General features: G+C 68.5%; 22 protein-coding genes and 1 tRNA gene. 13 read left to right on the top strand and 10 right to left on the bottom strand.

The window, feature by feature from the left end:
* Nucleotides 1-6 precede the first annotated feature (6 nt).
* From ACOAMO_RS04425 to ACOAMO_RS04410, 4 genes are all read right to left on the bottom strand, one after another.
* Nucleotides 7-1,083, bottom strand: a complete 1,077-nt coding sequence (locus ACOAMO_RS04425) for a sensor histidine kinase (protein ID WP_420176376.1) — start codon at nucleotides 1,081-1,083, stop codon at nucleotides 7-9.
* Complete coding sequence (locus tag ACOAMO_RS04420; protein ID WP_420176375.1) at nucleotides 1,083-1,790, bottom strand: response regulator; 708 nt, start codon at nucleotides 1,788-1,790, stop codon at nucleotides 1,083-1,085. Before ACOAMO_RS04420 ends, ACOAMO_RS04425 begins: the two co-directional genes overlap by 1 nt.
* Nucleotides 1,791-2,061: 271 nt before the next feature.
* Complete coding sequence (locus ACOAMO_RS04415; RefSeq protein WP_420176374.1) at nucleotides 2,062-3,789, bottom strand: fumarate hydratase; 1,728 nt, start codon at nucleotides 3,787-3,789, stop codon at nucleotides 2,062-2,064.
* Nucleotides 3,790-3,879: 90 nt separating this feature from the next.
* Nucleotides 3,880-4,992 carry a hypothetical protein gene (locus ACOAMO_RS04410; RefSeq protein WP_420176373.1) on the bottom strand — a complete coding sequence of 371 codons (1,113 nt, stop codon included), beginning with the start codon at nucleotides 4,990-4,992 and terminating at the stop codon, nucleotides 3,880-3,882.
* Between the two features lie 214 nt (nucleotides 4,993-5,206).
* Here ACOAMO_RS04410 and ACOAMO_RS04405 point away from each other — a divergent pair, with 214 nt between their 5' ends.
* The 8 genes from ACOAMO_RS04405 (at nucleotide 5,207) to ACOAMO_RS04370 (ending at nucleotide 13,161) form a co-directional block, all read left to right on the top strand.
* The gene (locus tag ACOAMO_RS04405; RefSeq protein ID WP_420176372.1) at nucleotides 5,207-6,028 is read left to right on the top strand and encodes a WecB/TagA/CpsF family glycosyltransferase; all 822 of its coding nucleotides are present in this window, start codon (nucleotides 5,207-5,209) and stop codon (nucleotides 6,026-6,028) included.
* 26 nt (nucleotides 6,029-6,054) lie between these two features.
* Nucleotides 6,055-6,906 carry a hypothetical protein gene (locus tag ACOAMO_RS04400; RefSeq protein ID WP_420176371.1) on the top strand — a complete coding sequence of 284 codons (852 nt, stop codon included), beginning with the start codon at nucleotides 6,055-6,057 and terminating at the stop codon, nucleotides 6,904-6,906.
* 2 nt (nucleotides 6,907-6,908) lie between these two features.
* Nucleotides 6,909-8,294 carry an O-antigen ligase family protein gene (locus ACOAMO_RS04395; RefSeq protein ID WP_420176370.1) on the top strand — a complete coding sequence of 462 codons (1,386 nt, stop codon included), beginning with the start codon at nucleotides 6,909-6,911 and terminating at the stop codon, nucleotides 8,292-8,294.
* Nucleotides 8,291-8,848 (top strand): acyltransferase, encoded by a 558-nt coding sequence (locus tag ACOAMO_RS04390; protein WP_420176369.1) that lies wholly within the window; start codon nucleotides 8,291-8,293, stop codon nucleotides 8,846-8,848. The genes ACOAMO_RS04395 and ACOAMO_RS04390 overlap by 4 nt, the downstream gene beginning before the upstream one ends.
* A 99-nt stretch (nucleotides 8,849-8,947) precedes the next feature.
* The gene (locus tag ACOAMO_RS04385) at nucleotides 8,948-9,919 is read left to right on the top strand and encodes a glycosyltransferase family 2 protein (protein WP_420176368.1); all 972 of its coding nucleotides are present in this window, start codon (nucleotides 8,948-8,950) and stop codon (nucleotides 9,917-9,919) included.
* Between the two features lie 34 nt (nucleotides 9,920-9,953).
* Nucleotides 9,954-10,994, top strand: a complete 1,041-nt coding sequence (locus ACOAMO_RS04380) for a hypothetical protein (protein WP_420176367.1) — start codon at nucleotides 9,954-9,956, stop codon at nucleotides 10,992-10,994.
* On the top strand, nucleotides 10,991-11,884 hold the full coding sequence (locus ACOAMO_RS04375) for a glycosyltransferase (protein WP_420176366.1): 894 nt from the start codon (nucleotides 10,991-10,993) through the stop codon (nucleotides 11,882-11,884). Before ACOAMO_RS04380 ends, ACOAMO_RS04375 begins: the two co-directional genes overlap by 4 nt.
* Entirely contained in the window at nucleotides 11,881-13,161 is a 1,281-nt protein-coding gene (locus ACOAMO_RS04370; RefSeq protein ID WP_420176365.1) for a glycosyltransferase family 4 protein, read from the top strand. Before ACOAMO_RS04375 ends, ACOAMO_RS04370 begins: the two co-directional genes overlap by 4 nt.
* A 74-nt stretch (nucleotides 13,162-13,235) precedes the next feature.
* Here the strand turns inward: ACOAMO_RS04370 and ACOAMO_RS04365 are convergent, their stop codons facing one another.
* A complete protein-coding gene (locus ACOAMO_RS04365) occupies nucleotides 13,236-14,957 on the bottom strand; it encodes a polysaccharide biosynthesis C-terminal domain-containing protein (RefSeq protein WP_420176364.1) in 1,722 nt (573 codons plus the stop codon).
* Between the two features lie 259 nt (nucleotides 14,958-15,216).
* On the opposite strand from ACOAMO_RS04365, the gene ACOAMO_RS04360 reads away from it, so the two are divergent.
* Entirely contained in the window at nucleotides 15,217-16,791 is a 1,575-nt protein-coding gene (locus tag ACOAMO_RS04360; protein ID WP_420176363.1) for a malectin domain-containing carbohydrate-binding protein, read from the top strand.
* 123 nt (nucleotides 16,792-16,914) lie between these two features.
* Here the strand turns inward: ACOAMO_RS04360 and ACOAMO_RS04355 are convergent, their stop codons facing one another.
* From ACOAMO_RS04355 to ACOAMO_RS04345, 3 genes are all read right to left on the bottom strand, one after another.
* Entirely contained in the window at nucleotides 16,915-17,679 is a 765-nt protein-coding gene (locus ACOAMO_RS04355; protein ID WP_420176362.1) for a type 1 glutamine amidotransferase domain-containing protein, read from the bottom strand.
* A 242-nt stretch (nucleotides 17,680-17,921) separates the two neighbouring features.
* Complete coding sequence (locus ACOAMO_RS04350; RefSeq protein ID WP_420176361.1) at nucleotides 17,922-19,343, bottom strand: HAMP domain-containing sensor histidine kinase; 1,422 nt, start codon at nucleotides 19,341-19,343, stop codon at nucleotides 17,922-17,924.
* Nucleotides 19,340-20,005, bottom strand: a complete 666-nt coding sequence (locus ACOAMO_RS04345) for a response regulator transcription factor (protein ID WP_420176360.1) — start codon at nucleotides 20,003-20,005, stop codon at nucleotides 19,340-19,342. The genes ACOAMO_RS04350 and ACOAMO_RS04345 overlap by 4 nt, the downstream gene beginning before the upstream one ends.
* A 267-nt stretch (nucleotides 20,006-20,272) precedes the next feature.
* On the opposite strand from ACOAMO_RS04345, the gene ACOAMO_RS04340 reads away from it, so the two are divergent.
* The 4 genes from ACOAMO_RS04340 (at nucleotide 20,273) to ACOAMO_RS04325 (ending at nucleotide 24,590) form a co-directional block, all read left to right on the top strand.
* A complete protein-coding gene (locus ACOAMO_RS04340) occupies nucleotides 20,273-21,616 on the top strand; it encodes a sensor histidine kinase (protein WP_420176359.1) in 1,344 nt (447 codons plus the stop codon).
* A gap of 5 nt (nucleotides 21,617-21,621) precedes the next feature.
* A complete protein-coding gene (locus ACOAMO_RS04335; protein WP_420176969.1) occupies nucleotides 21,622-22,311 on the top strand; it encodes a response regulator in 690 nt (229 codons plus the stop codon).
* Between the two features lie 204 nt (nucleotides 22,312-22,515).
* Nucleotides 22,516-23,397, top strand: a complete 882-nt coding sequence (locus ACOAMO_RS04330) for an ABC transporter ATP-binding protein (protein ID WP_420176358.1) — start codon at nucleotides 22,516-22,518, stop codon at nucleotides 23,395-23,397.
* A complete protein-coding gene (locus ACOAMO_RS04325; protein ID WP_420176357.1) occupies nucleotides 23,394-24,590 on the top strand; it encodes an ABC transporter permease in 1,197 nt (398 codons plus the stop codon). The genes ACOAMO_RS04330 and ACOAMO_RS04325 overlap by 4 nt, the downstream gene beginning before the upstream one ends.
* A gap of 14 nt (nucleotides 24,591-24,604) precedes the next feature.
* Here the strand turns inward: ACOAMO_RS04325 and ACOAMO_RS04320 are convergent, their stop codons facing one another.
* Together ACOAMO_RS04320 and ACOAMO_RS04315 are read right to left on the bottom strand one after the other, a co-directional pair.
* A complete protein-coding gene (locus tag ACOAMO_RS04320) occupies nucleotides 24,605-25,324 on the bottom strand; it encodes a VIT1/CCC1 transporter family protein (protein ID WP_420176356.1) in 720 nt (239 codons plus the stop codon).
* Between the two features lie 160 nt (nucleotides 25,325-25,484).
* Nucleotides 25,485-25,558: transfer RNA gene (locus tag ACOAMO_RS04315), tRNA-Ile, on the bottom strand.
* Between the last annotated feature and the right edge of the window lie 35 nt (nucleotides 25,559-25,593).

Genomic DNA, 25,593 nt, shown 5'->3' with positions numbered 1-25,593 from the left:
TCCACATCACCGAGGCAGGCCGACCGTGAAGACGGCGCCCCTGCCAAGGCCTTCGGACTCGCCCTCCAGACTGCCGCCGTGCGCCTCCACGATCCCTCGGGCGATCGTCAGCCCGATCCCCGTGCCACCATCGGCCCGACGGCCCACCCGGTAGAAGCGTTCGAAGATCCTGTCCAGGTCGTCGCGGGTCAGCCCCTCACCCGTGTCGGCCACCCGCACCCGCACCGCGGCATCGGAGCCATCCGTGGTCACGGTGATTCGGCCACCGGGCGGGGTGGCCCGCAGGGCATTGCCCACCAGATTGGTCAGCACCTGCGCCATCCGGTCTGGATCAGCCTGGACCGGGGGTGCACTGCCGCTGGCGACCAGCTCCACCCCGGCGTCGTCCGCCTGGGGTGCCAGCCGAGCGACCACGCGTTGGGCCACCTCGTCGAGCCGCACCGGCTGGGGGCGCAGCTCCAGGCGCCCCTCCTCGGCCCGCGAGAGCGACGAGAGGTCGGTTCCCAACCGCTGCACCCGCCGCAACTCGTCCTGCACCTGCGTCAGCCGCTCGGCATCGGTGGGCATCACACCGTCCACCATCGCCTCCAGGTAGCCATTGGCCACACTCAGCGGGGTGCGCAGCTCGTGCGCGAACTCACCCAGCAGCCGCACCCGCCGGGCTTCGGCCTCGGCAAGCTGGGTCCCCAGGCTGCGCACGTCGTCGGACAGCCGCGCCAGTTCGGCCGTGGAGCTCCTCGGCACGGGGGTTTGGAATTGGCCGGCAGCCATCGATCGCGCCGCTCGCTGCAGCGAGACCAGAGGACCGACGATGCGCCGGGCCAACAGGGCGGCCAGCAGGCTGGCGACCAGCACCCCGGCGAGGCCACCCACCATGACCGCACGATTCACCGTCTCGGCGAACTGCAGACGCAGACCGGGACCTTGGCCCGGCATCCGACCGCCCCCCGCCACACGGGCCTGGTGCAGGTTCTGGTCGAAGAGGGCAGGCGCCCACAACCGCACCACCAGGTAGGTGGTCAGGGCAGCCACCAGGGCAACCACCGCGTGACTGATCACCAGTCGGGTCGACAACCGGTTCATCACGCCCCCAGCAGGAACTTGTACCCCACACCACGGACGGTGCCGATCACCGTGGGGTCCGTGGCATCGTCGTGCAGCACCCGCCGCAGATTGCGCACATGGACGTCGACGACCCGTTCGTCACCGAAGAAGTCGTCCCCCCATACCTGGTCCAGCAGCTGTCGGCGCGACCAGACCCGACCGGGCGAGGAGGCCATCGCCGCCAGCAGGTCGAATTCCAGCGCGGAGAGCTCGACGTCGTCGGCACCGGCGGTCACCTCGCGGCGTTCGACGTCGATGCGCAGGCTGCCGAAGTCCATCACCACTGAATCTGGACCAGGGGCGGCAGCTGCCCCGGCCGATCCCCGGGCACGCCGTAGCACCGTCTTCACCCGCGCGGCCACCTCGCGAGGGCTGAAGGGCTTGGTGACATAGTCGTCGGCCCCCACCTGCAGCCCGACGAGCTTGTCCACCTCCTCGGCCCGGGCGGTGACCAGGATCACGTAGACCTCGTCGTCCTGCCGCAGAGAGCGCAGCACCTCCAGACCGTCGATGTCGGGCAGGCCGATGTCGAGCAGCACCAGGTCTGCCGGCGCCGCTGCCTGCACCTGCAGGGCCTGCCGACCGGTTGCGGCCTCCACCACGTCGTGTCCGTCGGCCAGCAGGTATTCGCGCAGCACCGCCCGGATCCCTGCCTCGTCATCCACCACCAGGATGCGTCTGGTCATGTTCCGACGCTATCCATTGCGCCGCCCCCATGGTGCAGAAAGCGCCCGCCAGCTGCAGCTGACGGGCGCGATGCTCGGCTCCGACCCCCGGGTGCCGGGCCGACCTGCCCCGGGTTCCACGTGCGGTTCCACGTGAAACCCGGGCGCCTCCCCCCGACAAGCTCGGGGATCGCGGTCCGGCGAACTCGGGGATCGTTTCCGACCCCTCGACAGGCTCGGCGATCGTGATCCGGCGAACTCGGGGATCGTGGCTGGGTGAGGCGAGGGTCGGCTACTTGCCCTCGGTGTCTCCCGCGGAGTCCATGTCGGGACGGGTGGAGATGTTCATCACCAGCGGCTTGTTGACCTCGGCGAAGAAGTCATTGCCCTTGTCGTCGACGACGATGAAGGCCGGGAAGTCCTCCACCTCGATGCGCCACACGGCCTCCATGCCGAGCTCGGGGTACTCCAGCACCTCGACCTTCTTGATGCAGTCCTGGGCCAGTCGGGCGGCGGGGCCACCGATCGAACCCAGGTAGAAACCACCGTGCGCCTTGCAGGCGTCGGTCACCTGCTGCGAGCGGTTGCCCTTGGCCAACATCACCATGGAGCCACCGGCGGCCTGGAACTGGTCGACATAGGAGTCCATGCGCCCGGCGGTCGTCGGGCCGAAGGAACCCGAGGCCATGCCGTCCGGCGTCTTGGCGGGGCCGGCGTAGTAGACCGGGTGGTCCTTCATGTACTGCGGCATGTCCTCGCCCGCGTCCAGGCGCTCACGGATCTTGGCGTGGGCGATGTCACGGGCCACCACCAGGGTGCCGGTGAGGCTGAGGCGGGTCTTGACCGGGTGCTTGGTCAGCTCGGCCAGGATCTGCTCCATCGGCTGGTTCAGGTCGATCTTGACCGCGGCGCCCTTGCCGGTGCCGGAGATGCCGTCGCTCTCGGCATCCAGGTCGGCCGGCACGGTGTCGGGCATGTACTTGGCCGGTTCGAACTCGAGCTGCTCGATGAAGACACCCTCGGGCGTGATCTTGGCCTTGCACTGGCGGTCGGCCGAGCACGAGACGGCCATGGCCACCGGCAGCGAGGCGCCGTGGCGCGGCAGGCGGACCACGCGCACGTCGTGGCAGAAGTACTTGCCACCGAACTGGGCTCCGATGCCGAGCTTGCGGGTGAGCTCCAGCACCTGCTCCTCGAGTTCGTGGTCGCGGAAGCCGTGGCCGGTGATGTCACCGTGGTCGGGCAGGGCGTCCAGGTACTTGGCCGAGGCGTACTTGGCGGTGCGCAGCGAGGCCTCGGCCGAGGTGCCGCCGATGACGATCGCCAGGTGGTAGGGCGGGCAGGCCGCGGTACCCAGGCTGCGGATCTTCTCCTCCAGGAACTTCATCATGGAGTCGGGGTTCAGGATGGCCTTGGTCTCCTGGTACAGGTAGCTCTTGTTCGCCGAGCCACCGCCCTTGGCCATGAACAGGAAGCCGTACTCGTCCTCGTGGCCGGGATGGGTCTCGGCCTCGATGTCGATCTGCGCGGGCAGGTTGCTGCCGGTGTTCTTCTCCTCCCACATGGTGATGGGAGCGTTCTGCGAGTAGCGCAGGTTCAGCTTGGTGTAGGCGTTGTAGATGCCCAGGCTGAGCGCCTTCTCGTCGGGGCCCTCGGTGAGCACGTGCTGGCCACGGTGACCCGAGACGATCGCGGTGCCGGTGTCCTGACACATCGGCAGCACGCCGCCGGCGGCGATGTTGGCATTCTTCAGCAGGTCGAGCGCGACGAACTTGTCGTTCGGGCTCGCCTCGGGATCATCCATGATCTTCTTCAGCTGGGCCAGGTGGGCGGGGCGCAGGTAGTGCGCAATGTCGTGCATGGCGGTCTCCGCCAGCAGTGTGAGGGCCTCGGGAGCCACCTCCAGGAACTTGCGTCCACCGGGGCCTTCGGAAACCTTCACACCCTCAGTGGTCAGCAGGCGGTACGGGGTCTCGTCCTTGCCGAGCGGCAGCATGTCCTCGTAGGCAAACTCAGCCATCTTCACTCCTTCGTTGGGCTGGCTCCAGTCTGTCACGACCAGGCGCCGCGCCATGGGCCGGGTGAGGGCCGAATCCGTCACCGGCGAGGGTCAGTCGATGGTCTCGGCCACCAGACCCATCGCCTCGCGCAGTGCGTCGGCGTCCGTGCCGTCGTGGACGCCGTGCAGGATGAGCACGTCGCCGCCCTCCTGGGCACAGGAGCGCACCACCGTCAGCCCCGGCTTGGTGCCGATGTAGCTGACCGACTCGCGGCCACCGAAATCGGGGCGCGGCCCCCGCACCACCTCGACGTCGTCCTCGAGCCGGGCGCGACACTGCCGCGACAATGAGCCCCGCGCCGCCTCGCGATCGACCCACAGCTGGGTCGTCGGCTGCTGCCTGGAGATCAGGTGATCGCCGCTGGAGCTCACCTCCCGGACGAGCCACTCGGCCGGTGCTCGATAGCTGGCCACACCACCGGAGACATGCTGCTCACCGGAAGGCGGCTCGGGCTGAACCTGACGCGTACCGATCGACTCGACCCACCCCTGCTCCTGCAGCCAGACCAGCCCGCTGCTGAACAGGCCGGGGACGAAGGTCAGTGCCACCAGCACGCCCACCAGACGCCTGGCGGCGCCAACCGGCTTGCCGCTCGGCGTGGATCGCCGCTGGGGTGGCTGGGCGGGCGGTTTCCACACCCCGTCGGCGCCACCGTCGGGAAGCCCCCAGGGCTGGGCCGTGACGTCGGCCTGCGGCGGTGGTGCCCAGACCTCGGGTGGAGGCTGCACCTCGGGCGGAGGCTGCGGGGCACCGGTCGGCGGCGGGAAACTGGCACCGTCCAGGTCGGTCGGCTGCTCCGCGTCGAGCCTCGCCAGATCCAGGGAGGTGACGTACCCATGGTCGGCGTGCTCCACTCCACCGTGCGGATCGGGCCCACCGTGCGGATCTGGCAGGGGCATCGCCCCGCCCAGCGCCGAACTGCCCCGCAGCGACTGCGATCCGAAGGTGCTGGTGGTCGTGACGCTGCCGGTGGTGCTGGGCTCTCGCCAATGCTGCCCATCCCGCGAGGCACTGCCCATGGTGGAAGGGCCCACAACGGAATCACTCGGGGTGGAATGACCCACAGCGGAATGACCCAGGGTGGCGCTGGGGGCGGTGAAGCTCCAGCCCTGCCGGGCCGCCTCCGCGGCCTCCTCCTGTCGACGTCCGTGCTTGTCAGCCATGACAACCTCCCGGGGCTCTGGCGCCCATGATGCCACTTGCAAAGTCGCGGCGCCCGGGGTGTGACCCGCAGGCGACGAGCAGCTGAAGACCGGCTGTGAGGGGGCTTCGGCTTCCCTGAGTGTGCGCTGGGTTTGGCAAGCAGGCGTAGTTGGTCATCTGTATGGTCGGCGACAGGACGCCACACCAGACGTCATGTTTCGGGGGGAACATTTGATGCAGAACGGAACCGACCGCGCCAGCACGCACTCCAGCGGCCAGATCTCGTCGCTTCGCACCATCACGATCGACGGGGTGGACTTCCACGCCGTCACCGAGCCGGAGACGCTGGACATCATCTCCAGCAATGTCCGCAACGGCTCCGATGGTGGTCTGGTGCTCACGGTCAACACCGACATCATGCGCCAGCTGCACCACACGCCGGACGTGCTGGAGCGCGCCCGCCTCGTGGTCGCCGACGGCATGCCGCTGGTCTGGGCCAGCTGGATCCTCGGTGACCAGCTGCCGGAGCGTGTGACCGGAGCCGAGATGGTGCCGCTGTTGTGCCAGCGCGCCGCCAAGGACGGTCTTCGAGTCTTCCTCTTCGGTGCCGCCCCCGGCGTCGCCGACCGGGCCGCCAGCAAGCTCCAGCAGGCCTCCCCCGGGCTCCAGATCGTGGGGACCCACAGCCCCGAGCGCGGCTTCGACGCCACCCCCGAGGGGCTCCAGCGGGCAGTCGACCTGGTGGCCGAGACCCGGCCGGACGTCGTCTTCGTCGCGCTGGGCTTCCCGCGGCAGGAACGCGTCGCCCTGGCGATGCTCGAGGCCCTGCCCAAGGCGTGGTTCATCGGCTGCGGTGGTGCCCTCGACATGGCCGCTGGCGACGTGCCCCGCGCCCACACCCTGGTCCAGCGCCTGGGCGCCGAGTGGCTCCACCGACTCTTCCAGGAGCCGCGTCGCCTGTCTGGCCGTTACCTGCGCCACGGCGTGCCCTACACCCTCTCCCTGCTGGGCCGCTCCGTGGCCACCCGCCTGCGCGGCGGCCGTCCGCTCAGCTGAATCGCCATCACCACAGGAAGTTCTTGATGACCAACGAGATGAACACCTACGCGCCGCCCCGCACCGAGGTCGAGCCGGTGGCCGAAGCGGTCAGCCGTCCGATGCAGTCGCTGCGCCGCCACTGGCTGTCCGCCCTGATCGTGATGGTGCTGGGCACCATCGCCGGTGTCGGGCTGGGCGCCACCAAGCCGGTGACCTACACCGCCGAGGCCCGCGTGGCCGTCGGCACCGGTGACCTCAGCACCGGGGCGATCGCGGGCTTCCCGTTGGCCGCCAAGGACATGGCGTCGAACTACGCCCGCTGGGTCAATGACCGGGGCCTGCGCAACGGCTCCACCGATGGCGTGACCATGGCCGCCTCCCCGATCCCGGAGTCGAGCATCATCCGCATCGAGGGCACCGGAACCGATCTGGCCGCCGTGACCGCCGCCACCAAGAAGACCGCCGAGGAGCTCGTCAGCTCCGCCAACGGTGAGGGGACCAAGCTCGACCCCAAGATCACCTTCGACCAGTACACCAAGGCGGCCGCGCAGTGGTCCAAGGCGAAGAGCGACCTGAATGCGGCCCAGAGCGAGCTCGAGGAATTGCAGGCCGATGATGCGGCCACCTCGCGCATCGAGGCGGCCCGCAAGAAGGTCACCGCCGCCATGGCCGAGGAGACCCAGCAGCTGCAGCACATGAATGCCCTGGGCGCCAAGTACCAGAAGCAGATGGTCGACACCTCCGAGGCGGCCGACCTGGTGCTGGTGCGCGATGCCGAGGAGTCCTCGAACGACCGCACGTCGCTCATGCAGCGCTACGGCCTGCTCGGCCTGGTCGCCGGTGGCGCCCTGGCCCTGCTGCTGGCCGTCGCCCTCGACCGTCGTCAGCGACGCTGATCATGTCGACGATCGTGCAGCCGGGAGGGGGCGAGACCCCCAGCACCGCACGGCACGGGGGGCTGGCGCCCACCGGGCCGCTGCGGTCGCCCGATCCCGCCCTAGGAGAGGACAGCGCGGATCGCTCCATCCCGCTCTACGTCTGGCTCTACCTGGCCGGCCTGCTGTTCAACATGTTCAGCGGCAACACCTGGCTGCTGGGCCTGCCACTGCCCCTGGACCGCCCGCTCTTCCTGGCGGCCCTCGTGCTGCTGGCACTGGACCCCTACCGGGAACGTTGGCGCTGGCGGCCGGTCTACCTGATCGGGCTGCTGACCGTCCTGGTCACCTGCTATTCGTGGTTCAGCACCGGCGAGGCCACCGACAGCTACAAGCTGTACATGCTGGTGGACCGCATCGTGATGCCGCTGCTGATGTTCGCGGCCGGCCCGATGGTCTTCGCCACCCGCGCCCGCCGGATGCTGCTGCTGAAGTTCATGACGCTGCTGACCATCTACTGGGGCATCACCGCCATCGGGGAGATCGCCCATCAGGACTGGTTGGTCTTTCCCCGCTTCATCATGAATCCCGACGTGGGCATCGGCTACGGCCGGGCCCGTGGCCCCTTCCTCGCCTCCGAGCCGATGGGCATGGCCTGCGCGCTGGGCTTCTTCACCTCGGGACTGCTGGCCTCCATGACCACGGGTCGCTGGCGTCGGCTGGCGCTGGCCGCAATGGCCTTCGGCTTCATCGGTGACGCCCTCGCGATGACCCGCACCCTGTGGCTGGCCCTGCTGGCCGGCGTGCTGGTGATCGGCGTCCTGGTGCCCGCGCTGCGCCGCCGCCTGCCGATGATGATCATGGGATCGGTGGGCTCGGCCGCGGTGGCCCTGCTGGCGATCCCCGGCCTGCTGCCGCTGCTGGTGGAGCGACTGACCACCTCGCGTTCCATCTACGACCGGGTGCTCACCAATGACGCCGCCATGCGGATCATCGAGGCCAAGCCCTTCACCGGCGTCGGGTGGGGCAACTTCGTCGGCGTCAACGTCGACTGGGTGCGCCAGGCCGACACCATCCCGTTGACCACGGTGACCATCGAGGTGCACAACGTGCTGCTGGCCCGTGCCGCCGAGACGGGCATCCAGGGAGCCGTGCTGTGGGCGCTGTGCATGCTGCTCGGCCCCGCCGCGGTGCTGGTCAGCCGCACGCCCACGCCCGAGGCGAAGGGCTGGCAGCTGGTCACCATCGGCGCCCTGTTCGTCTGGCTGCTGCCCACCCTGGGCAGCCCCAATCCCTACCCCTTCCCCAACAACATGATCTGGCTGATCGGCGGCATCGCCTCGCGCCACCTGCTGATCGCCCCCGCCAGGCGGATCCCGCTGCTGCCCGCTCGACAGGAGACCCCATGATCCTCAAGGACCTGGCCCGCGCCGTGGTCGACGGACCCGTCGCCCTGGCCCGGCTGCGCGCCACCAATCGCAAGGCCATGGTGAACAACGGGGTGAAGTTCGCCGGCAGCCCGTCGCGCGTGAAGCTGGGCAACCAGGTGGCCATCTTCGGCCCCACCGTGTTGGCCGTCACCGACGGCGGCGGGCTGGATGGTTCCCGCCTGGAGGTGGGTGAGCGCACCTACATCGGCGAGTTCAACAACATCCGCACCGCGGGCGCCCCGATCATCATCGGCAGCGACTGCCTGATCAGCCAGCACATCACCATCGTCGGCAGCAACCACGCCACCGCGCTGGGCAGCCCCATCACCTCACAGCCGTGGGAGGGCGACGGCGTGCTGATCGGCGACGACGTGTGGATCGGCGCCGGGGCGGTGATCCTGCCCGGTGCGCGGATCGGCGACGGTGCCGTCGTCGCGGCCAATGCCGTGGTGCGGGGCGAGGTTCCCGCCAATGCCATCGTCGGTGGCGTCCCCGCCCGGGTGCTCGGCCACCGCCACCCCGCCAGCCAGTGATCCACCAACCACGACCATTCCTCGCGAACCACGCCATCGGTTCCCGCAGGACACCCGCCACCTGATCAACCACGTCGGAACAATCAAGGAGGAGCAGCCGTGAACCAGCCACTGGTCAGCGTCATCACCCCTGCCCGCAATGCCGAGCAGTGGATCGGATCCTGCCTCGACGGGGTGCGATCCCAGACCTGGGAGCAGGTGGAGCACGTCGTGGTCAACGATGGCTCCACCGACCGCACGGGTGCCATCCTGGACCTGTTCGCCGACGAGCTCACCGTGGTGCACAGCACCGGTGAGGGCGTCTCGGCCGCGCGCAACCGCGGTGTGGCCGCCGCCAAGGGCGACTTCATCGCGCTGTGCGATGCCGACGACGTGCTGCTGCCGCGCCACATCGAGGCCGCGATGGCCCTGCTGCAAGGTGGCGAGCGCGCCTTCGTCACCTGCGAGGCCTACCTGCTCACCGCCGGCGGCATCGATCCCAAGCGCCGTGTGCTGCCCTGGGGAAGGGTCCCTGCCGAGCGGCAGCGACTGGGCATCCTGGAGGCCAACTTCGTCTCGATCTTCACCCTGATGCCGCGTGCCATGTGGGAGGAACTGGGCGGCATGACCGCGGGGCTGCGCTACAACGAGGACTGGCAGTTGTGGCTGCGTGCCATCCATTCCGGCTGGCAGGTGCGCACCCAGACCGAACCGCACGCCCTCTACCGGTGGACCCCCGGCTCGGCCATGACCAATGTGGACGCCGTGCTGCAGGCCGAGGAAAAGATGCTGGCCGACTTCGAGCAGGAGTTCGCCGCCACCCTCGGCCCCGACGAGCGTGACTACCTGGAGCGACGCCGCAACACGGGCAATCCCCGTGCCATGGGGCGACGTGCCGACGACGCCCTGCGTCGCGGTGACTACGCCACCGCCCGCCAGTCCTTCATCGAGGCGGCGGCCCTGACCCCCCACGACCGCAAGGTGCAGGCCAAGGCCCTCAGCATGAGGTTGCTGCCGCCCACCGGACGCTTCTGGCAGCGCCGTCTGCTGGCCGCCGACCGCGCCACCGGCCGTGACACCAACCAGCGCTGACAGATCACCACATCCCTTTCCGAAAGGTTCCGCCATGCAACCCGCAGATCGCTACTGGACCACCCGATTCGCCCACTGGTCCCCCGCACTGCCCGAAAGCCCCGGCTACAGCCTGCTGGTGCCGGTTCCCGGTGACCTGCCCGTCTTCCTGGAGGTCGCCCTGGCCGTGATCGGTCAACAGCAGTCCAAGCACCGGGTGGAGACCCTGGTGATCCCCGACGTGGTGACCCCGCAGATGCGCAGCATCGTCGACAAGGCGCAGGCCAACTGGCAGGGTCGGCTGGAACTGGTGCCGCTGCCCCAGCCGGAGCGCTCGGTGCTGCCCCGCCTGAAGAACCCGGGCCACAACCACGCCGTCCAGCTGATCACCGGCGTGCACGCCTCGCGCGGCAGCCACATCCTGCTGCACGATGCCGACCTCTTCCTGCTGGATCCCGGCGCCCTCGACCAACGCTACGAGCAGGCCATGGAACGGGACCTGGACGTGCTGGGCATCTCCCCGGTGTGGGACAAGTGGTATGCCGAACACGGCCTCACCCACCTGGCCGCCACCTGGGAACTGCTGGCCCGCCGCGACTGGATGCGCGCCTTCCCGCCCCGCATGCACATGGGCCACACCGCCGAGATGTTCGGCGAGAGCCACATCTTCGACACCACGCTGCGTCCGCAGGCGCTGGGCAACCCGCAGCGCATCGCGCAGGACGACCTGGTCGACGAGGTGGTCCACTTCAACTACGTGATCTCCACCTACCGTCACTTCCAGCGCTCCAGCGGTTCCTTCCTGGACGACCGCTTCCGCCTGGTGCTGGTGCGTCTGCTGATCGACCTGTTCGCCGAGGAGCCCTTCGAGTACGTGGTGCCGAGCCTGGCCGAACTGTCCCAGGGGCTGCGCGACGAGTCGGCCCGCGTCACCTACCCCTCCGGGGAGAAGGCCTCCGCCGACTACGCCGCCTTCCGCAGCCAGATCTCGCGCACCTTCGACGGTGCCTGGTGCAGCCGGGAGCGCGGCATGCAGGCCGACAAGGACCTGGCGCCCTTCGACGAGCACTACGGCTACCGCAGGAGCCCCCAGTGACCCAGCCCCTGCCTGCCAGCATCGTGATCCCTGCCCACAACGAGGGCACCGTGATCGATCGTTGTCTGCGCTCGCTGGCCGAGGACCCGATGGGCGCCACCTGCGAGGTGGTGGTGGCGGCCAATGGGTGCAGCGACGACACCGCCGAGCGGGCACGCGCCTTCGAGGGGCGCTTCGCCCGGCTCGTTGTGCTCGACCTGCCCGCCCCCGGCAAGGTGGGGGCCCTCAATGCCGGCGACGAGGCGGCCACCGCGCTGCCCCGCATCTACCTGGACGCCGACATCGAGCTGGGGCCGGGCGCGCTGACGGCCCTGGTCACCGAGCTGTCGAGCGAGCAGCCGCTGATCGCCAGCCCGCACATCCACTTCGACCTGTCAGGTGCCGATCTGGTGGTGCGGCAGTTCTACCGAATGTTCGTCGCGACCCCCTATGTGCGTGACGGCCTGGTGGGCCTGGGGGTCTACGGCATCTCCGCGGCCGGCCGGGCGCGCTTCGGCACCTTCCCCGAGCTGACCGCCGATGACCTGTTCGTGCAGCGCCTCTTCCGCGCCGACGAGCGTCGCAACACCGACGGCGTGTTCACCGTGCAGGTGCCGCGCACCGCCAAGGCGCTGCTCAAGGTGCGCACCCGAGTGGCGCGCGGCAATGCCGAACTAGCCGGCTCTCAGCTCGACAACGAGAGCCTGGACGCCTCCGCCACCACCGGCGGCACGCTGGGTGCCGTGGTGCAGGCCATCCGTCGTGATCCCAGCATGTTGCCAGCCGCTGCCGCCTATGTGGGCATCACGGTGCTGGCACGACGTCGCGCCGCCCGCGCAGGGGCAGGACGTGTCTGGGAGCGCGACGACTCCACCCGGCAGAATCCCAATCCCGTCCGAGGAGCATCATGACCACACGCGTGGCCTACCTGGTCAGCCAGTACCCCGCCGTCTCGCACGTCTTCATCGAGCGTGAGGTGTTGGGTCTGCGGGCTCGTGGCGTCGAGGTCCACACCTTCAGCGTCCGCAAGCCCGATCCCAAGACCCTGCACAGCGAGGTGATGCGCGCCGAGGCCGCAGCCACCGTCGTGCTGCAGGACGATCCGAAGGCCCTGGCACTGGGCAATGCCCGCTTGGCCAGCAGCCAGCTGAAGAGCTACGCCAAGGCCCTCAAGCAGGCCCTGCGCAGTGGTGAGCTCGGGCTCAAGCAGCGCACCTGGCAGGTCTTCTACCTGGCCGAGGCCGTCAAGCTGTACGAGACCATGCGCGAGCGCGGCCTGCGCCACGTGCATGCGCACTTTGCCAACAATGGCGCCGACATCGCCCGCCTGGCGGTGGCGCTGGGCCGCGCCATCGACGGCCCCGATGCCGGCTGGTGCTGGTCGTTCAGCATGCACGGCCCCACCGAGTTCGAAGAGGTGACCGCCTTCGACCTGGCGGCCAAGACCGAGCAGGCCGACGGCGTGGCCTGCATCACCGACTTCACCCGCAGCCAGTTGATGCGGATGGTGGATCCCGAGGTGTGGCCGCGGCTGGAGATCGTGCACATGAGCGTGGAACCGGAGCGTTTCCCGGTGCCCGCCTCGCGCGAGCACGACGGTCCGCTGCGCATCCTGGACGTGGGTCGGCTGGTGCCCGAGAAGGGTGGCCCGATCCTGGTGGATGCCGTCGCGCAGCTCAAGGAACGCGGCGTCGACGTGCAGGTGCGCTTCGTCGGCGCCGGTGCGCTGATGGAGCGGCTGCAGGCCGAGATCGACCGCCGTGGCCTGGCCGACCGCATCGAGCTGCTGGGCAACCGTTCACAGGAGGAGATCCTGGAGCAGTACCACTGGGCCGACGTCTTCGTGCTGCCCAGCTTCCAGGAGGGGCTGCCGGTGGTGATCATGGAGGCGCTGAGCACGGGTCTTCCCGTGGTGGCCACCCGCATCAATGGCATCGGCGAGCTGGTGGTCGACGGTGTCACCGGACGCCTGCTGACCCCGGGCCGCTCCGATCTGGTGGCCGAGGCGATCGAGCAGTTGGCCGGCGATCCGCAACTGCGGCAGCGGCTGGGTGCCGCGGGCCGTGAGGCGGTGCTGGAGGGCTACACCACCGCCACCACCGCTGCCGACATGCAGCGATTCCTGGCCGGCGTGCAGCAGCGCGTCGCCCAGCAGGGTACGGCTGACCGGGGCCAGACCCGGGCCTGATCGGCCGAGACGAACAGGGCCTGCACCGTGATGGTGCAGGCCCTGTTCTCGTCCGTCTCTTCTTGGGGGCTGGCTCAGCCGCGCCGCCGCAGCTTGCCCAGCATCTGCTTGGAGCCCTCGACGCCGAAGGTGAGCACTCCGTACAAGGCCATGCCCGGGGCGGCTGCCAGACCGCAGGCGAACAGCGCCACCGGACCGTAGGGCACCACGCTGCCCACCAGCCAGGTGTGCACCGCCCAGGCGCCCAGGCCCGAGAGGGAGGCGCCGCAGATTCCCGGCAGCCACGGCACCTGCGCCCAGGGCGAGGCGATGTTGGTGCTGAGGCGACGGTTCATCAGTACCTGCAGCAACATGGCGGCGGCGATGCGCCCGATGGCGGTGGCCACCACCGAGCCCATGGCGCCGAAGGGCTGGATCAGGATCACGGTCAGGCCCAGGTTCACCACGGTGCTGGTCAGCCCGTACCACAGCGCCAATTCGCTGCGGCCCAGCCCCTGGGCCCACAGCAGCTGCACCTGGGCCAAGAGGAACATGCCGAAGCTGAGCAGCACCAGGCAGGCCACGTTTCCGGTCAGCGACGAGCCCAGGTTCAGCCAGGCGTTCACGCCGAACAGCGCCGCGGGGGCGCCGACGGCCACCCAGCCCCACACGCCACGCACCCACTGCAACTGCATGCCCGAGACCCGGTCTGCGGCGTCCTTCTCGGAGAGGCTGCCCAGGTGGTGTCCGACGGCGGTCTGGAGCGGCACGTGGGCATTCATCGGCACATTGCCCAAGGTCTGGGCGAAGTTGCTGCCGGCGCCGAAAGGGGTGGTCTGCGCCGAGGCGAAGCGACCCACCAGCATGATGTCGCCCTGCGATCCGACCACGTTCATGATCGAGCTGAGCTGCACCTTCCACGCGTAGGAGAGGAAGTCCTTGGCGGTGGCCCAGTCGGTGAAGCGGAAGTGGCGTCGATCCAGGCGCTTCATCGCGGCCGGCATGATGAGCACGGTGGGCGCCACCTGCTGGGCCAGCTGGGTCCAGGCGATGCCGTGCAGGCCCCAGCCGAAGTGGATCGTCGAGATCATGCCCACCACGTAGATCATGTGGCCCAGGAAGGTGGCCAGCGAGTTCCAGGCAAAGGTGCCGTGGGCCCACACCACTTGCTGGAAGCCACCGCGCAGCTGGCTGATCACGATGATGACGGCCATGGAGCGCAGCAGGAAGACCGACCCCTCCGGGTCTGCCGCGGTGGCGGGGAAGAATCCCATCAACTGGGGTGCGAAGTACCAGGTGAAGCTGAACAGGATCGTCGAGGTGATGGCCGAGAAGCCCAGCAGGGTGGTCAGCAGCCGCGTCATGCCGGCGGTGTCGCCCTTGCCCACCAGGATGGTGAAGTAGCGGGCGGAGCTGGCCGCCACGCCGCCGTCGAGGGCGGCGATGAACAGCTGCACCGCGACGGCCACCAGGAAGATGCCGTAGATGGTCTGGCCCAGGCCGGAGATGATGAAGGGCGTCAGGGCCAGGTTGATGAGCAGCGGGGTGAACTGGCCCAGGGCCTGCCAGGCGGTGCCCTGCAGGATCGCCTTGCGGCCCGTCGCCTTGGTGGGCGTCCCGCTGGGAGTCGGGTCCTCCTGCGGCAATGGTTCATCCACTGACTCGAGCGGGACTTCGGTGGCAACGCTTCCCGCGCTGGCATCGGGCACCTCGCCGCCAGCCATCGTGGCAGCGCGGCGCGAGGCCACCTCGTCGGGCGTGGCGTGCCCCGACGAGGGCGCGTTGGCCGCCCTGCGCGAATGATCTTCTGCAGTCATGACTCCCCCGAGATTGTCCAGCGTCCAAATGCTAACCGCGGCATCAGCAAAGAACCCCCGGCAGCGGGTTCACACCCGGCCGACACTCATGGTTTCCACAGCTTGGACGCTCCCACTAGGTACTTTGAAAACTGAACGACTGCTGAGATTGTTAAGCTTCACCTCTTTCATGCGACCATTGGGACGCCAGTCCGGCAGTCTGCCGACTGGCCTGTTCGAGCAGTAACCATTCATCGGTCGAGTCCCCATGGAGATACTTGTGCAGTCACTCGCGCGCCGAGCTGTGAGCCTCACCAGCGCCACCGTGTGCTCCGTCCTGCTGTTGGCACTCTCGCCTGCCTGCGGTGTGGATTCCTTCAATTTCCAAACTGTTGCAGCCGACAAGGACGTGACCGACCAGCAGGACGGCACCTGGCGCAGCCGCGCCGGTCTGGAGGGTGGCAGCGGCTTCTCCAACAAGCTCCAGGGCAAGCCCATCAAGGGCGCCAAGACCCCTGAGGCCTTCACCACCAATGTGTGGGGGGAGCACTCCTACCGCATCCCGGTGCCCGAGAAGGGCACCTACACCGTCAGCCTGTACGCCGCCGAGGACTACTTCACCAAGCCCGGCGAGCGCATCTTCCACGTGGACGCCGAGGGTCGTCGCGCCGCCTCGGACCTGGACATCTACGCGGCAGTGGGGCATGCCTCGGCCTTCCGCCACCAGTTCAAGGTGGAGGTCACCGACGGCACGCTCGACCTGGACCTGGGTGGCGACGTCAACCATCCCCTGGTGAGCGCACTGCGGGTGGAGAGCGGCCCCGGTGACAGCACCGATCCGATCATGTCGCCCGAGCAGCAGAGCAGCCCGAAGGCCAGCCAAACGCCCAGCCCCTCCGGTGCCCGGGTGCAGGCTACCGGCCACGTCAACCGGAGCGGACGCGCCGTCGGTTTCGCCCCCAACAGCTTCTGGTTCGAGGACATCTCCAAGGCGCCCCTGGCCAGCAACAGCCGCGCGCAGGCAGCCGACCTGGCCAAGCAGGTCTCCGACAAGTACGGCGGCATCGCCGCCTTCAATGCCCACCAGTACAACGTCGCCCTGGAGACCGTCGGGCCCGAGCAGGCCACCACGGACGTGAAGTGGGTGGACTGCCAGGGCAAGGGCAGCCTGCCGGCCAACATCTACACCGGCGAGGCCTACTTCAAGAACGTCCCGATGCCCGCCTCCGCGGCCCCCGCAGTGGGCAAGGACGGGCAGCTGAGCATCTACCAGCCCAGCACCGACAAGCTCTGGGAGTTCTGGCAGGCAAAGAAGACCGGCAAGGGTTGGCAGGCCTGCTGGGGTGGCCGCATGGACGACGTCTCCAAGAATCGTGGCATGTTCAAGGAGAGCTACGGCGTCAGCGCCACCAACATCGCGCTTGCCGGTGGCATGGTCACCCTGGAGGACGTGCGTCGCGGAAAGATCAACCACGCCCTCTCGCTGGCCATCGTCACCCCGGCCCCCCATGACCAGATCTCCTGGCCGGCGCAGCGCTCGGACGGTGCCCCGCAGAGCAAGGGCCTGATCCGGGAGGGCCAGCGCCTGCGTCTGGACCCGAACCTCGACCTGGACAAGTACGACCTGACGCCGATGGCACGCATGATCGCCGAGGCCGCCCAGACCTACGGCTTCATCATCACCGACAAGTCGGGTGCGGTGGCCATCCCCACCGAGAGCGGGTATGGCGTGCAGGCCAAGACCGGCAAGAATCCCTGGGACGAGATCCTGGGCGGCACGCCGGACTACATGGTCTTGAAGAACTTCCCGTGGGACAAGACCCAGTTCCTGCCCGTCGACCACGGCAAGCCCTGACCCAGCACGAACCGGCTCGGCCCCCTCATCCCAGTGGACGAGGGGGCCGAGCCAAGCCTGCGGTCTGCTTGACCGAAGGGTGTTGAGAGGGGGTTGGCGAGAGGGGCGTGACGAGTGGCGGGCTCAGCTGCCCGCGTCCTCCTCGTCGTCGGCCTTCTCCGCGTCCTTCTGGGCGCGCAGGTCCTCGGCGGCGGCTTCCTCCTCCGCCTTCTCCTCACGCACCAGGGTGGTCAGGATCTTGACGACCTCCTTGGCCACCCCTGCGGCCGAGGCGGGATTCTGGCCGGTCACCAGCAGCTCGTCGACGCTGACACATTCCTCCCAGTCGTCGGCCTGCACCAGCTTGGCCCCCTGCGCCTCCAACTCGCTGGACAGCAGGAAGGGCATCACGTCGGTGCGGCCCAGACGCTGCTCCTCGGAGTCGGTGAAGGCAGAAACCTTGCGCCCCTCGACGATGCGCAGGCCGTTCTCCAGCTCGACGTCGAGCAGGCCAGCCGGGCCGTGGCACACGGCGGAGACCACCGCGCCCCCGTCGGCGAAGGACTTCACCAGGCGTGCCAGGTGCTGGTTGCCCCGGAAGTCCACCATGGTGCCGTGGCCACCCACCAGGTAGATGGCGTCGTACTGGTCGGGCTCGACGAATTCCACCTTCGCGGTGTTGTACAGCCCGGCCTTGACGGTCTCGTCGTTCTCGAACAGTTCGGTGATCTCGTCGCGGCGACTGTTCGGGTCCACCGGAGGCGTTCCGCCCTTGATGGAGGCGAAGTCCACCACGTGTCCCGCATCGCGGAAGACCTTCCACGGGTGCGCGGCCTCGCTGAGCGTGTAACCGGTGGGCTCACCGGCCAGCTCGTCGGCGCTGGTCAGGACTAGCAGTACCTTCTTCATTCCTTCACCCAACCGCCCACCGCTTCGGGAGTCCAGCGTCTTCGCGTCGGGTGAACAGCCGCTTGGGGGCGCCGTCGGGGGGTACGACCCCTGTGGCGCCAACGCGACAGGGGTCGTACTGCCGCCCGGGGCCCGGGGGGAGGGGAACCTGCTGACCACTTCTTGGGAAAGGGAGTCACATGGCATGCCCGGACGGTTCACGCCGACACTAGTACAGGGTGGTCGGTGAGCGGAAAACCGCCTCAGGCATTCACGTCAGTGCGCACGGCGGGCACCGGGGAAGTCTTGCGGGCAAGGGGAAGTGACACCTCGAAGCAGGCGCCGGCCTTGCGGGGCTTGCCGTCCTCGTCCGGGGGCAGTGTGTCTTCCACGTCGTCGCGGTAGACCACGTCGCCACCATGGGCACGCGCGTAACCGCGGGCAATGGGGAGTCCCAGGCCGGATCCCTTGGTGGTGGTTGCCGTCGACGACAGCCGCACCAGGCGGTCGAAGACCCGCTCCTGGTCCTCGGGGGCGATCCCCTTGCCGGAATCGATCACCCGCACCAGGGCCATCTCGATGCCACCCGGCCCGATGTCGGTGGACAGGTCGATCACGATCCACCCGTCGGGCGCGGCGACGCGGCCAGCATTGTCCACCAGGTTGCGCAGCACGCTGGTGATGCCCTGGCGATCGGCATTCACCAACAGGTTGTTGCCGCGCACCAGCACCTCCAGACGCGGATGCACCAGCTGCAGGCGGCGCTGTTCGGCCAGGGCCAGGTCACCCAGGTCGAGCAGTTCCAGGTGCAGGGTGGGGCCGGCGTCGACGCGGGCGGCCTCCAACAGACTGTTCACCAGGTGACCACCGCGGCTGGCCTCCCGCCCCAGCAGGAAGGCCAGCTGCTCCCGCTCCTCGTCGGCCTCGGCCGGAAGCTGGATCAGCGATTCGGCTGCAGCCTGGATGCCGGCCATCGGGGTCTTGAGCTCGTGTGCGGCGTCGGAGAGGAAGCCCTGCATCTGTTCGGCGGCTGCCTTGGCACGGGCCTCGGCGGCGCGGGCACGGATCTCGGCGCCCTCCAGCTCGTCGAGCATCTCGTCGATGGCCGCGGCGGTGCGGCCCACCTCCGTGGTCTCGTGGGCGGCGGCCATGCGGATGCCCCGCTCACCGTCGGTGATCCGATTGGCACGATCCACCATCACCTCCAGTGGCTTGAGTGCCACGTCGGTGATGACCACCGTGAGCAGGCTGGCCCCGACGATGCCCAGCAGACCCACCAGCAGCAGCGAGCCGTCCAGTGAGCGTCGCGCATTGATCACCGGATCGGTCGACTCCCACACCGTGACCACCGCATCGTCCAGTTCGCCGGTGGTGTCCAGCGGCTCGGAGACATAGCGGGACCGCTCCGGCGGCGGCGGGTCTCCGACGATGGTCTGGTCGGCCAGCTGGACGCTCACGTGCAGGGTGCCGCGGCGGACCTCCTCGACCAATTCCTCGGCATCCACCTGCTGACGGGCCAATGTCTGGGCGTGCTGCGAACCCTGTGCGAGTCGCGTTTCCATGTCATTGATCTGACGATTCATGAACACGGCGTCGGTGACGATTCCGACACCAAGCATGGTGAGCGCCAGAACCACGAACATGGCCGCCAGCACTCGTGCCCGGATCGACCGGCGACCGATCACGTAGTGCCCAGCCGGTACCCTCGGCCTCGCACCGTGTGGATGACACGCGGTCCATGGGCCTCGAGGCGACGCCGCAGGCTGGAGATGTGCACCTCGACGATGTTCTCGTCGTAGCCGTCATATCCCCACACGGCCGTCAACAGCTGGGTCTTGGACACCACGCGCTCAGGGTGCTTCGCCAGCTGACTCAGCAGTCGTCGCTCGGTTTCGGTCAGGTCGATCGTGGTCCCGTTCCGGCTGACGATGGCCGCATCATCGGCGATGGTCAGGTCACCGATGGTGACGCTGCTGCCCATCGCGCCGGTGCGACGCAGGATGGCCTCGACGCGGGCCATCAGCTCCACCATGGCGAAGGGCTTTGCCAGATAGTCATCTGCGCCCTGGCTCAGGCCGCGGATCCTGTCCGTCATCTCGTCACGCGCAGTCAACATCAGAACCCCGGCACGTGAGAGCTTTCGCACCACGCCCAGGAGATCGAATCCGTCCCGCCCCCCGGGAAGCATGACGTCGAGGATGACCAGATCTGGCTGGCTGGAGGTGATCGCACGCTCCAGGTCAGTTCCATCCGGCAAGGCCTGTGCCAGGTGTCCCTGCGAGCGCAGGGCTGACACGACCGAGGCCCTGATGACCTCGGAGTCCTCAACAATCAATACCTTGCTCACGCAGCCATTCTGCACGGTCGATCAGCTTTGTGCGAGCTTCAAGGACCCCTTTTGGGGACGATCCCAAACATTGTCCGCGGGGATCCCCTGCCGACAAACATCACCGGCCCTCGACGGGAACGGGTTTTCCTTGCCCTGCCGGATTCGATTCACAGCAGGGATTTCTGCCGAGCGTCCCATCCGTGGGAAGCAAACATTCCCGGCCGGGAAGTCCCTCCCCCGGCAGAGGGAGGCGCCCGGGTCCTCGGGCTGCCTAGGCTCGTCGTCATGAACTGGTTGGACCTGCTCGGCGGTGACGACGCCTGGGAGCGCGAGAACCCACCGATCTCCCGGCAGGACTGGATCGTGACGCTGGGCATCACCCTGGTGGTGGTGCTCTGCCTGGAACTCATACGCTCCTTCGTCCCCCGCGACCAGATGCAGCCCGCGTGGGCGCAGTACCTGGCCGTGGCGACCCAGACCCTGCCCCTGCTGGCACGGCGCCGCTTCCCCCTGGCGGTGGCGGTGGCGAGCTTCATCAGCTTCTTCGTCGTGGTCACCTGGGTTCCCGAGCTCGGCTACCAGACGGCGACCATGGTCATCACCTTCTTCGCCATCTACTCCGGCACCGCCTGGGCACGCGACCGTCGGCAGGCGGTGCTCGTGCTGGGGGGCCTGCTGGTGAGCATGATGCTCTGGGTGGCCTGGGACGTCTCGGTGGGCAATTCCCTCGAGAACTTCCGCGAGGCCAGGGCCGGTGATCAGCTGGGCGGCGGGATCCTGCCACCCCTGGTGGCCTGGGTCCTGTACGGGGCAGTGGTGAACCTGGTCTTCGTCGGCGGCGCCATCGCCATGGGCCAGTCGGCCTGGCGGCAGGCACGCGACCGGGCGCTGCTGGAGCAGGCCGTCGAGACCATCGAGCAGCAGAGCCGCGAGCTGCAGCAACAGGCCGTCGTCGACGAGCGGCTGCGGATCGCGCGCGAACTGCACGACGTGGTGGCCCACCACGTCTCGGTGATGGGGATCCAGGCCGCCGGCGCCCGTCGCCTGCTGCAGAGGAATCCCGAGGGCGCCGCGGAGGCGCTGGCCAATGTGGAGGAATCGGCCCGGCACAGCGTCACCCAGATGCGGGGACTGCTGGGGGCATTGCGCACCGTCTCCGACGACAGGTCGGGGGCTGCAGGCGACGGACGGGAGCCTCAGCCCACCTTGGCGGAACTTCCCCAGCTGGTGGAGGACTTCGACAAGGACGGACTCACGGTGAGTCTGGCCACGGTCGAGTCCGAGCCGGGTGAACTGGAGGCCCTGCCACTGCCGCTGCAGCTCTCGCTCTACCGCACCGTGCAGGAGGCCCTCAGCAATGTGGTGCGCCATTCCACGGCCCGCCACGCCTCGGTGCAGGTGCGCACGGGAGCCCAGCGCGTGGAGGTGGAGGTGCTGGACGACGGCCGACCACGCACCGGCACCAGCGGGTCGGGGCTCGGGCTGTTGGGGATCCGGGAACGTGTCACCTCCCACGGTGGGAGTTCCGAGATCGGCCCGCGGGTGACCGGCGGTTACCGTGTACGGGTGAGGTTCCCGCTGTCGTCAACGGCCAAGGGAGCCTCGTCCCCAGCGGAGGAGACGCGATGACCCCGATCCGGGTGCTGCTGGCCGATGACCAGGCACTGGTGCGCAGCGGATTCCAGATGATCCTGTCGGTGGAGGACGACATCGAGGTGGTGGGCACCGCCTCCACCGGCCAGGAGGCCGTCGATCTGGCCCGCTCGCTGGCCCCGGACATCATCCTGATGGATGTGCAGATGCCGGTGATGGACGGGATCAGCGCCACCCGCGAGGTGGTGGCCCAGCACCTGTCACGGGTGGTGATCCTGACCACCTTCGACCGTGACGACTACCTCTTCGACGGCCTGGCCGCCGGGGCGTCGGGCTTCCTGTTGAAGAACACCGATCCCGAACGCCTGGTGGATGCCATCAGGGTGGTGGCGGGTGGCCACGCCCTGCTGGCACCGGACGTCACCACTCGCGTCATCCGGCGCATGACGGCGGCAGAACCAGCGCAGCAGGCCAGCACGCCACCGGTTGCAGCCGAGGCCAGCCGTCCGCGCCTCCCCCACGGGGTGGAGCTGACCAGTCGCGAGACGGAGGTCTTGCAGCTGGTCGCCGAGGGACTCAGCAACCACGAGATCGCCCAGCAGCTCTTCGTCGGTGAGGCGACGGTGAAGACCCACGTCTCCAATGTGCTGGCCAAGCTCGGCGTCCGAGACCGCGTCCAGGCGGTGGTGTGGGCACATCGAGCCGGTCTGGCCCTGCCGGCGCACGACTGAGCCTCAACCACTCGCCCGTCTGTCTCACCCCGTCTCGTCCACCACGCTGCAGTTCCTGTGGACAAAGCTGTGGACAAGATGTGGACAGCGTCCCCTCCGGGAGGGGGAGATCCTGCTTCCCTCGCTTGGCGGATGTGCCCCGAACCCCGCTCTGCGAGGCTGAAGACACCAGCCGGACAGACCGGCGGGGTTCAGGAGGAAGCCATGTTGGAAGTTCGCAACCTCACACGTCGCTATGGCGAGAACGTGGCCGCCGATGACGTCACCTTCCGGGTGGCCGACGGTCACATGATCGGTTTCGTCGGCGGCAATGGTGCAGGAAAGACCACCACGATGCGCATGATCATGGGGTTGTTGGCACCCGACGCGGGGCAGGTGCTCTGGAATGGGGCCGAGGCCACCTTCACCGACCGGTCGCACTTCGGCTACATGCCCGAGGAGCGCGGCCTGTACCCCAAGCAGCCGATCCTTGACCAGCTGGTCTATCTGGCCCGCCTCAAGGGGATGAGCGCGACGGCAGCCCGCGCGGAGGCCCAGGAGCTGCTGGAGCGCTTCGGGCTGGGGGAACGCACCAAGGACAAGCTGGAGAAGCTCTCGTTGGGCAACCAGCAGCGTGTCCAGATCGCAGCCGCCGTGATGGCCAACCCCACCTGTCTGATCCTCGACGAGCCCTTCAGCGGTCTGGACCCCACCGCCATCGACCAGATGGCCGACCTGCTGCGGGAACGCGCCTCACAGGGCATTCCGGTGCTGTTCAGCAGCCACCAGCTCGACCTGATCGACCGGCTCTGCGACGGCCTGGTCATCCTGGCCCGCGGGCGGGTCGTGGCCCAGGGCAACCGTGAGGAGCTGGAGCAGCGGGGGCGGGTGCGGCACCGCCTGGTCGCCAGCGTCGACACCGGTTGGGTGCGTGACCTTCCCGGGGTGCATGCGGTCGACGTCGACGGCTGCAGTGCACTGCTGGAGTTCGCCGAGCCCGGTTGCGAACGTCGAGTGCTCACCGAGGCCCTGCAGCGCGGCGAGGTGCTGGAACTCAGCCGCGTTCGTCCCACCCTGTCCGAGATCTACCGCGAGGTTGCAGCATGAACGCCCACAGTCACGACGGCCGCGGCCAGAGCCCGTGGATCACGGTGATGGCCCGCGAGATCATGGTCAAGCTCACCGACCGCTCCTACATCATCGGCACCCTGGTCACCCTGGCGCTCGTCCTGGGCTCCATGGGCGCATCGGCCTGGTTCAGCGGACGCTCGACGCAATGGGATGTCGCCGTGGTCGGCCAGTCGGCCGAGCAGCTGGGCAAGAGCGTGGACTCCCTGGCCAAGCAGGACAATCCCGACGACGCGGTCACCCTGCACAGCGCTGCAGCGGCCCCGGCCGCCCACCAGCTGGTGCTGGACGGCACGGCCGATGCCGTACTGGAAGAGGTGGACGGCAGTTGGCGGCTGGTCTTCAAGGACTCGCCCGACAATGAACTGGTCTCGCTCACCCAGCAGGCCGTCAGCGCCCAGGTGATGGCGGCGACCGCCCAGAAGGCAGGCACCACTGCGGAGGAACTGATGACGGCCACCCAGGTGGGAACCCACCTGCTGGATGGTGACTCCGAACGCAGCGCGGCCGGACAGGTGATGTCGCTGGTCTTCGCCGTGCTCTTCCTGATGTCCGCGATGACCTATGGCATGCAGATCGCCCAGTCGGTGATCGAGGAGAAGCAGTCACGCATCGTCGAGATCCTGGTGGCGGCCATCCCGGTGCGTCACCTGCTGGCCGGCAAGGTGGTGGGCAACACCATCATGGCCCTGGTGCAGATGGCGCTGCTGGTGGGAACCGGCCTGTTGGGCGCCAGCTTCGTGCCGCGCTTCAGCACCTACCTCCCGTCCATGACGCAGGCCGTGGGCTGGTACCTGGTGCTCTTCCTGGCGAGCTTCCTGGCGCTGGCCTGCATCTGGGCCGCTGCCGGAGCGATGGGAACCCGCAGCGAAGACCTGCAGCACACCAGCGCACCGATGATCTACCTGTTGATGGGCGCCTACTTTGCCGGCTTCATGGCCACCGGTGGGTGGAAGGTCGCCCTGAGCTATGTGCCGATCGTCTCCGGCATCCTGATGCCGGCCCGCATCGTCGAGGGCAGCGCCCAGTGGTGGGACGGGCTGCTGGCACTGGCCGCCAACCTGGTCTTCGCCGCGGTCACCGTGTGGATCGGTGAGCGGATCTACCGCCGGGCCCTGCTGCAGACCCAGGGCCGACTGGGCTACCGCGAGGCGCTGAAGCTGCAGGCCTGATCAACCCAGCCCGATCAGCCCAGGGTGGTGCCGAACAGGCGCCCGATCCCGAAGGTGATCACCATCGCCAGCAGGCCCCCTGCCACCAGGCGCAACATCGCCGGTGGTACGGGGGCCTTGCCGAGCTTCGCCGAGAGTGCACCGGTCAGCAACAACGCCAGCACCACCCCGCCCATCACCACGGGCACCACCAGGTGGGCCGGGGCCAGCAGCGCTGCCGTCATCGGCACCAGACCTCCGATGGTGAAGGCGAGGCAGGAGGCCCAGGCCGCCTCGAAGGGGCTGCTGGTGGCCTCGGGATCGACTCCCAGCTCCAGTTGGGCATGGGCGGGCAGTGCGTCACCCTGGTGGATCTCCTCGGCCGCTCGCCGCGCCGTCACGGAACTCATCCCCAATTGCCGCAACAGGTGCGCCATCTCGTCACACTCCTGCTCCGGGATCTCGGCCAGTTCCCGACGCTCCAGCTCCAGCATCGCCTTCTCGGAATCGCTCTGGGCACTCACCGAGACGTACTCGCCGACGGCCATGCTCAGGGCGCCCGACGAGATGCCCGCGATCCCGGCCACGATCAGGGCCGATGACGACGAGGAGGCGCTGGCCACCCCCACCAGCAGACCGGCGGTCGAGACGATGCCGTCGTTGGCGCCGAGCACCGCGGCCCGCAGCCAGTTGAGGCGGTCTGCCACATGGCCCTCGTCGTGCAGGTTGCGTGCTCCCCCTGACTGTCTGCCCATGCCGACTCCTGTCACCGGATCATCCAGGACCACCATGCGACAAGAGAACCGCCTTGTCATCCAAGGAAAGGCTGGGCTGACCAGAAGCGGGGGCGGTGCTTGACAGTGACGCACATGGGCACGAAGAAAGCCCCTTGGTTTTCACCAAGGGGCTTGTCCGTGGGCCTAACTGGACTTGAACCAGTGACCTCTGCCTTATCAGGGCAGCGCTCTAACCGTCTGAGCTATAGGCCCGCAGTCACTCTCGCGACGAAGAGAAACATTACAGC

The organism is Luteococcus struthionis (assembly GCF_048595755.1).
GTDB lineage: Bacteria > Actinomycetota > Actinomycetes > Propionibacteriales > Propionibacteriaceae > Luteococcus.
The sequence above is the reverse complement of the archived record's forward strand: the minus strand, read 5'-3'. Positions and strand labels throughout refer to the sequence as shown.

Coding starts and splice junctions, on each gene's coding strand:
- ACOAMO_RS04425 (WP_420176376.1), bottom strand. CDS start 1,083: ATGAACCGGTTGTCGACCCGACTGGTGATCAGTCACGCGGTGGTTGCC.
- ACOAMO_RS04420 (WP_420176375.1), bottom strand. CDS start 1,790: ATGACCAGACGCATCCTGGTGGTGGATGACGAGGCAGGGATCCGGGCG.
- ACOAMO_RS04415 (WP_420176374.1), bottom strand. CDS start 3,789: ATGGCTGAGTTTGCCTACGAGGACATGCTGCCGCTCGGCAAGGACGAG.
- ACOAMO_RS04410 (WP_420176373.1), bottom strand. CDS start 4,992: ATGGCTGACAAGCACGGACGTCGACAGGAGGAGGCCGCGGAGGCGGCC.
- ACOAMO_RS04405 (WP_420176372.1), top strand. CDS start 5,207: ATGCAGAACGGAACCGACCGCGCCAGCACGCACTCCAGCGGCCAGATC.
- ACOAMO_RS04400 (WP_420176371.1), top strand. CDS start 6,055: ATGACCAACGAGATGAACACCTACGCGCCGCCCCGCACCGAGGTCGAG.
- ACOAMO_RS04395 (WP_420176370.1), top strand. CDS start 6,909: ATGTCGACGATCGTGCAGCCGGGAGGGGGCGAGACCCCCAGCACCGCA.
- ACOAMO_RS04390 (WP_420176369.1), top strand. CDS start 8,291: ATGATCCTCAAGGACCTGGCCCGCGCCGTGGTCGACGGACCCGTCGCC.
- ACOAMO_RS04380 (WP_420176367.1), top strand. CDS start 9,954: ATGCAACCCGCAGATCGCTACTGGACCACCCGATTCGCCCACTGGTCC.
- ACOAMO_RS04370 (WP_420176365.1), top strand. CDS start 11,881: ATGACCACACGCGTGGCCTACCTGGTCAGCCAGTACCCCGCCGTCTCG.
- ACOAMO_RS04365 (WP_420176364.1), bottom strand. CDS start 14,957: ATGACTGCAGAAGATCATTCGCGCAGGGCGGCCAACGCGCCCTCGTCG.
- ACOAMO_RS04355 (WP_420176362.1), bottom strand. CDS start 17,679: ATGAAGAAGGTACTGCTAGTCCTGACCAGCGCCGACGAGCTGGCCGGT.
- ACOAMO_RS04340 (WP_420176359.1), top strand. CDS start 20,273: ATGAACTGGTTGGACCTGCTCGGCGGTGACGACGCCTGGGAGCGCGAG.
- ACOAMO_RS04330 (WP_420176358.1), top strand. CDS start 22,516: ATGTTGGAAGTTCGCAACCTCACACGTCGCTATGGCGAGAACGTGGCC.
- ACOAMO_RS04325 (WP_420176357.1), top strand. CDS start 23,394: ATGAACGCCCACAGTCACGACGGCCGCGGCCAGAGCCCGTGGATCACG.
- ACOAMO_RS04320 (WP_420176356.1), bottom strand. CDS start 25,324: ATGGGCAGACAGTCAGGGGGAGCACGCAACCTGCACGACGAGGGCCAT.